5 protein-coding genes are annotated in these 5,010 nt (G+C 43.2%); all 5 read right to left on the minus strand.

What is annotated here, in order from left to right; all coding sequences use genetic code 11:
• Positions 1-1,189 (minus strand): dicarboxylate/amino acid:cation symporter (locus tag ACP5N5_RS05550; RefSeq protein WP_428133695.1); only part of this gene is annotated, 1,189 nt, incomplete at its 3' end.
• 102 nt (positions 1,190-1,291) lie between these two features.
• Positions 1,292-1,813, minus strand: a complete 522-nt coding sequence (locus tag ACP5N5_RS05555; protein WP_428133698.1) for a hypothetical protein — start codon at positions 1,811-1,813, stop codon at positions 1,292-1,294.
• Positions 1,810-2,832, minus strand: a complete 1,023-nt coding sequence (locus ACP5N5_RS05560; protein WP_012608253.1) for an RsmB/NOP family class I SAM-dependent RNA methyltransferase — start codon at positions 2,830-2,832, stop codon at positions 1,810-1,812. Before ACP5N5_RS05560 ends, ACP5N5_RS05555 begins: the two co-directional genes overlap by 4 nt.
• Positions 2,833-2,846: 14 nt before the next feature.
• Entirely contained in the window at positions 2,847-3,539 is a 693-nt protein-coding gene (locus tag ACP5N5_RS05565; protein WP_042667438.1) for a DUF72 domain-containing protein, read from the minus strand.
• 34 nt (positions 3,540-3,573) lie between these two features.
• On the minus strand, positions 3,574-4,773 hold the full coding sequence (locus ACP5N5_RS05570) for an inorganic phosphate transporter (protein ID WP_428133701.1): 1,200 nt from the start codon (positions 4,771-4,773) through the stop codon (positions 3,574-3,576).
• Between the last annotated feature and the right edge of the window lie 237 nt (positions 4,774-5,010).

Here is a 5,010-nt window from a genome sequence, read left to right on the forward strand (position 1 = left end):
ACGCATTATCACCCGACACGTTTACGGCCGTCCTTATAGTATCAGCTAATGGATCGATAACCATCATTATACCAACACCTTCTAAGGGTAGGCCAATCACGGATAACACATATGCAAGCATTATTGTCCCGCCACCAGGTATAGCAGCTGTGGCCACTGATCCAATAAGGGCCGCCATTACGACCATGCCTAGCTGGGTTGATGTTAGATTTATGCCGAATAACTGCGAGATGAATAAGGCGCTGAGCGCCTGGTATAAGGCTGTCACATCCATGTTAACGGTAGCGCCTATGGGGAGCGTTATATTGAATACTTCATCGGACACACCCATTTTCCTAGCGGCCTCCATGTTGAATGGGAGTGTTACAGCTGATGAACGGGTTGTGAAAGCTATTAGGAAAGGTATTAGCTGAGCCTTAAAGTATACTATAGGGTTAAGCCCTCCTAGCATGACTATTATAGAATATATTACAATGAAATGGAATAGTGTGAACCCGTATTGTACACCAAGGAATTTCGCGTAAGCACCCAGCATGGCTGGTCCGTAGGATATCATCAGCCAGCCAGCATAGCTGAACACAGCTATCGGTGCATAGTACATTATAACTGATACGAATTTAACCATGAGGGTTGATAAGAGTGAGAGCATTGAAGCTATCTTCCTGCCTGGCTCCCCCATAAATACTACTGCGACACCCAGTATTATAGCGAAAATTATCATCGTCATAGAACCGGAGACAGTTAAGAGGTTTACAAAGTCGGGCATGAAGAATGAAAGCAGTAGATCCGGCCCGCTTGGAGGGGTTGGAGGCTGGTAGCCCTTAGGTGGTTGGAGACCCACCCCGATACCGGGTTGGAATAATACTCCACCAAGGACGCCCCAGAAGGCGGCAAGGATTGAGGTGATAATATAGAGGAACAGCATTACCGCTAATATCCTGCCCAGCCGTCTGGCACTTGCTATAGAGGATGTTGCGGCTGCAATAGTGAATAATATAAGGGGTGGGATAATTATCCTGATTAACCTAACGAATATGTCTCCTAATGCCTTTAGCCATGATGCAATAGTGGACGCTGTGTCTTTTGGAACGGTAATGCTTGTAATGTAACCAAACACTGTACCTATACAGAACGCTAGCAATATAGCTATTAAGAACCTATATGCTCCTCTTCTTGGGGAGGCGCTCATTGTAATTCATCCATCAATTGTAGAATATAATAGAGATGCTTATTCATAAACCTATCTTTTATTAATTGATATATATGTTGAAAAATAAGTGATAAGTATATACTAACCAAGTAACCTCAGGTATATGCCTAGATCATATATATTCTCGAACACTTTCTTTCTTGGATTCCACTTGGCAAATCCTATTATTTCATTATCTCTGGAGTCGACTATACTGACTAATCCATCCACGGGCTCATACTTCTCTATAATGCTTTCCAATAATATGTCGTTTCCGTAGAGGAAGGCCTTTACGCCTTTTTCCCCTACTAGTACTGCTGCCCTGAATCCTTTCGATGAGTATATTTTTTTAACCAGGGGTATTGAGGGTGTTATTTCTCCTTTAACTATGGTTGCCACCCATTGACCCTGGTAAATGGTATTTGTGCTGAATTCTCCGGCCCCGGCGATGATACTATGTATTATGCATAAATCATTAATACAAAGGTATTCTAATTCATCTCTATTAACTTTACCAATGTATTCTTCAGGGTTAACGTTGAATGTGTTCTTAAATAGATTATAGAGCCTGGTGTACAGGGTTTTCCCAATTCTTCCCGTCTTAAACTTTATCTTCCCCTTCATGACTTAATCCTCCTGATCAGGCATGTGGTAAACCCGAATAAGCCGTGTCTATGAGGCCATACCCTGATGCATTTCTCAAGGTCCCTGGGGAACTCCATTGACCTATAATGGGTGAGCCAGGGGCTATAATTGAACAGTTTTAATTCCGGCTCAATTATCTCGATATCGCTCCTTGAATTCAGTATCCTACTAAGAACGTACTCGTTTTCCTCCGGTGCAATACTACATGTTGAGTACGCTAGTACTCCATTTTCATCCAGTAGATCTATTAATCTATCCAGCAACAATATCTCTCTCTTGGCAAGCATGGCCAGGTCTAAGATACTTGTTCGTGTTTTCCGCCCTGGATCCACAGATATCCTTCCCTCCCCACTACATGGTGCGTCCAGGAGGATCCTCTTAAATCTTCTACCTAGTTTCCCCGGAAGGTTTAACGCATTACTCCATGCTACTACTACGTTATCTAGTTTCATCCTTAATAGATGCCCCACCAGGGTCTTTAACCTGTATAAGACATAGTCGTTAGCGTATACAATACCTTTTCCCCGCTCCTTAAGGATTTGAGCCATAAACGTTGCCTTACCGCCTGGGGCGGCACAGGCGTCGAGGACGTCTCCTTCATAGTTATGTAGTAGGAGTAACACTGGTATCAGGCTAGAGGCATCTCTGTGGATATAGTAGTAGCCCTTTAAGTATTCATGTGTCGAGCCTATAGTGGGGCTTCTAGGGGTTTTAACTACCCAGAATGAAGCGGGAGCCCATGGTATTTCCTCTAACTGGAATCCCAGGGATTCTAGTCTCTCCATTAATTCACCGGGCCTTATAAGTAACGTGTTAACTCTGACAACTGGTTTAACAGGTTTTTCGAATGCTTCAAGAAGTTCCAGGGCTTCATCTGGGCCAAGCATCTCAAGGTATCTTTGAACCATGTATGGGAGATACCCGTATCTTAATGCCAACTCGACTGCCTGTTTAGATGGCTCCAAGTATATGTCGCGATATATCTCATAGAGCCTCAAGCAGAGGACCCCTCTTAACCCCTAAGCATCCCCATTAGTGAGCGGGCATTTTCAAGCATCCAGTGATCGTTATTGAAGAACACATATACTTTCTCGGGCTTCATCCTTACTATTCTTCCCGCCACCTCACGTAGCTCATCCATTGTGTACTCATGTCCGTACCACGAAGATCTTCCATGCATCCTTAAGTAAACTATCCCCATAATATTGGTAATCCATGAAGCAATGGGCGCATCTATTGACACTATCACTATAGCTTTATCAATCCCCCATGAGGCAACACTATCATTAAAGCATGATACATGCCTGAACTCAACAGCCATCCTGGAGGCTAGGTTGGATGCCTCATGGAATCTCTCAATCTTCTCCAGATTCTCCTTACTGCATGTGAATTGAGGAGGCATCTGGAAAAGATAGAAGTCAATGACATCATTCATCGGGGTGAATAAGTTATGGAACCTCCTCCATATCTCTAAGGCGTCTCTCCCAAGCTTCCTGTAATGGGTTATAGACTTGTGCACCTTAATACTCCATCTTATACCCCTACCCTTCCTAGCCCATGACACCACTTGATTCCTGTAGGGGAACCTGTAGAAGCTGGCGTTTAATTCAACAGCATTTAACCCGCTTTCCCTAATATACCAGTCCAGTGAAGCCTCCTCATTCCAGTCATAGAGCCAGCCGCTAGTGCCTACATATACCTCCATTACTCTCTCCCAGTTAATATACTGGCTTCCCCGACTATATACTGACATATAATAGTATTCTAGTAGCAATATATGTAACTACAGTGGCTACTAGGAAACCAATATACCAGTATGATAGCATCCTTGAAAATAACCTGGTATTAACACTTGAGATACCTCTTCCCAGTCCAACCCCCATTATGGAACCAATGATTATTCCAACCATACTGCTCGGTAACCCAAGCCTGGTTACAATGAGTGTTGTCTGCGCGCCAGCTATGTTAGCAATGAGAGCTGACTCGGGATTTAATACAGTGATCTCTTCCCCAATAGTTTTCGCTACGCTAACACCCCATGTGAGGATTCCTGTGCTCAATCCTAGTGAAGAATAGGTGAGTATCAGTAGTGATTCAATATCATGATTCAACTCCCTTGAACCCAGTATAAGCATTAATGGTGCGGCAGCGTTTGCGACATCGTGTCCTCCATGTGTAAAGGCAAGGATCGCTGATGAAGCGATGAGCATTCTATTATTGAACCTATTTACAACAGTATCTACATCTATCACTTCATGTCTACTTCCCCATATATTCATGTAGAGGTATATCATTATTGATGCTGTAAGGACAACGATGATCGATGACACGGCTGCGAGAATATATATGTTCTCCAGTAACTGCTCCGGTATAGCCATATATACGGCTGAAACAGTGAAGGAGGTGTATAGGAGCAAGAGGGGGAGGAATATCTTTACATAGATGTTTCTTCTCGAGCGCAGGTAGCTATATAGCCTATAATATATATAGCCGACCAGTAAGCCTATGAAAGGTATTAAAAGCCATAGAACAAATAACTCGAGAAGTAGGCCTGTATTAACATATTCCACACCCATAGCTAAACCTATTCCTGAAATAGCTCCCACTGTAACTATGCTTATACTAAACGGCATATGCTTTCTAGTCGCCAGGAACACTATTATAAATGAGACAAATAAGGCGATGACGAAGCCAGCGGTAATTATCCTCGACGATATCTCTGCCACGCTGATTATCTTGGAGGAAAGAGTTGAAGAAATGAATCTCCCGTAAGCCAGGCCCCCGATCAACTCGAAGATCGATGCGATCAACAAGGCCCTTCTTACAGGCAATGCACGCACACCTATGATTGTCCCAATGCTGTTTGCAGCATTGTTTGCCCCATCAATCCATGCAAGCATGAACGCTCCTACAAACCCTGCTAAAACTATTGGATCCATGAAGTAACCACCAGCCCTAAATACACTTGTTGCGTAGATATGATTTAGATTATTAAATCGTTTAAAATCGCTCCTAAATATATTTCACTGAGATTCACTTACCTCAGGATCAAGGCTCCTAGATATACAGGTAAATCAAGTCCATGAATTAAGTATTTTGGAGAAGTATCATGGATGAGGGCATTAAAAATATGTTGGGCTGCGAATCCTTTGCTTACAAGCTCCACGGGAGAAAAG

This window comes from Desulfurococcus sp. (genome assembly GCF_049970475.1).
GTDB classification, from domain to species: domain Archaea; phylum Thermoproteota; class Thermoprotei_A; order Sulfolobales; family Desulfurococcaceae; genus Desulfurococcus; species Desulfurococcus amylolyticus.

What these genes read in the sequence shown, in the direction of transcription:
- ACP5N5_RS05565 (WP_042667438.1), bottom strand. Translation starts at nt 3,539, where the DNA reads ATGGAGGTATATGTAGGCACTAGCGGCTGGCTCTATGACTGGAATGAG.
- ACP5N5_RS05570 (WP_428133701.1), bottom strand. Translation starts at nt 4,773, where the DNA reads ATGGATCCAATAGTTTTAGCAGGGTTTGTAGGAGCGTTCATGCTTGCA.
- ACP5N5_RS05555 (WP_428133698.1), bottom strand. Translation starts at nt 1,813, where the DNA reads ATGAAGGGGAAGATAAAGTTTAAGACGGGAAGAATTGGGAAAACCCTG.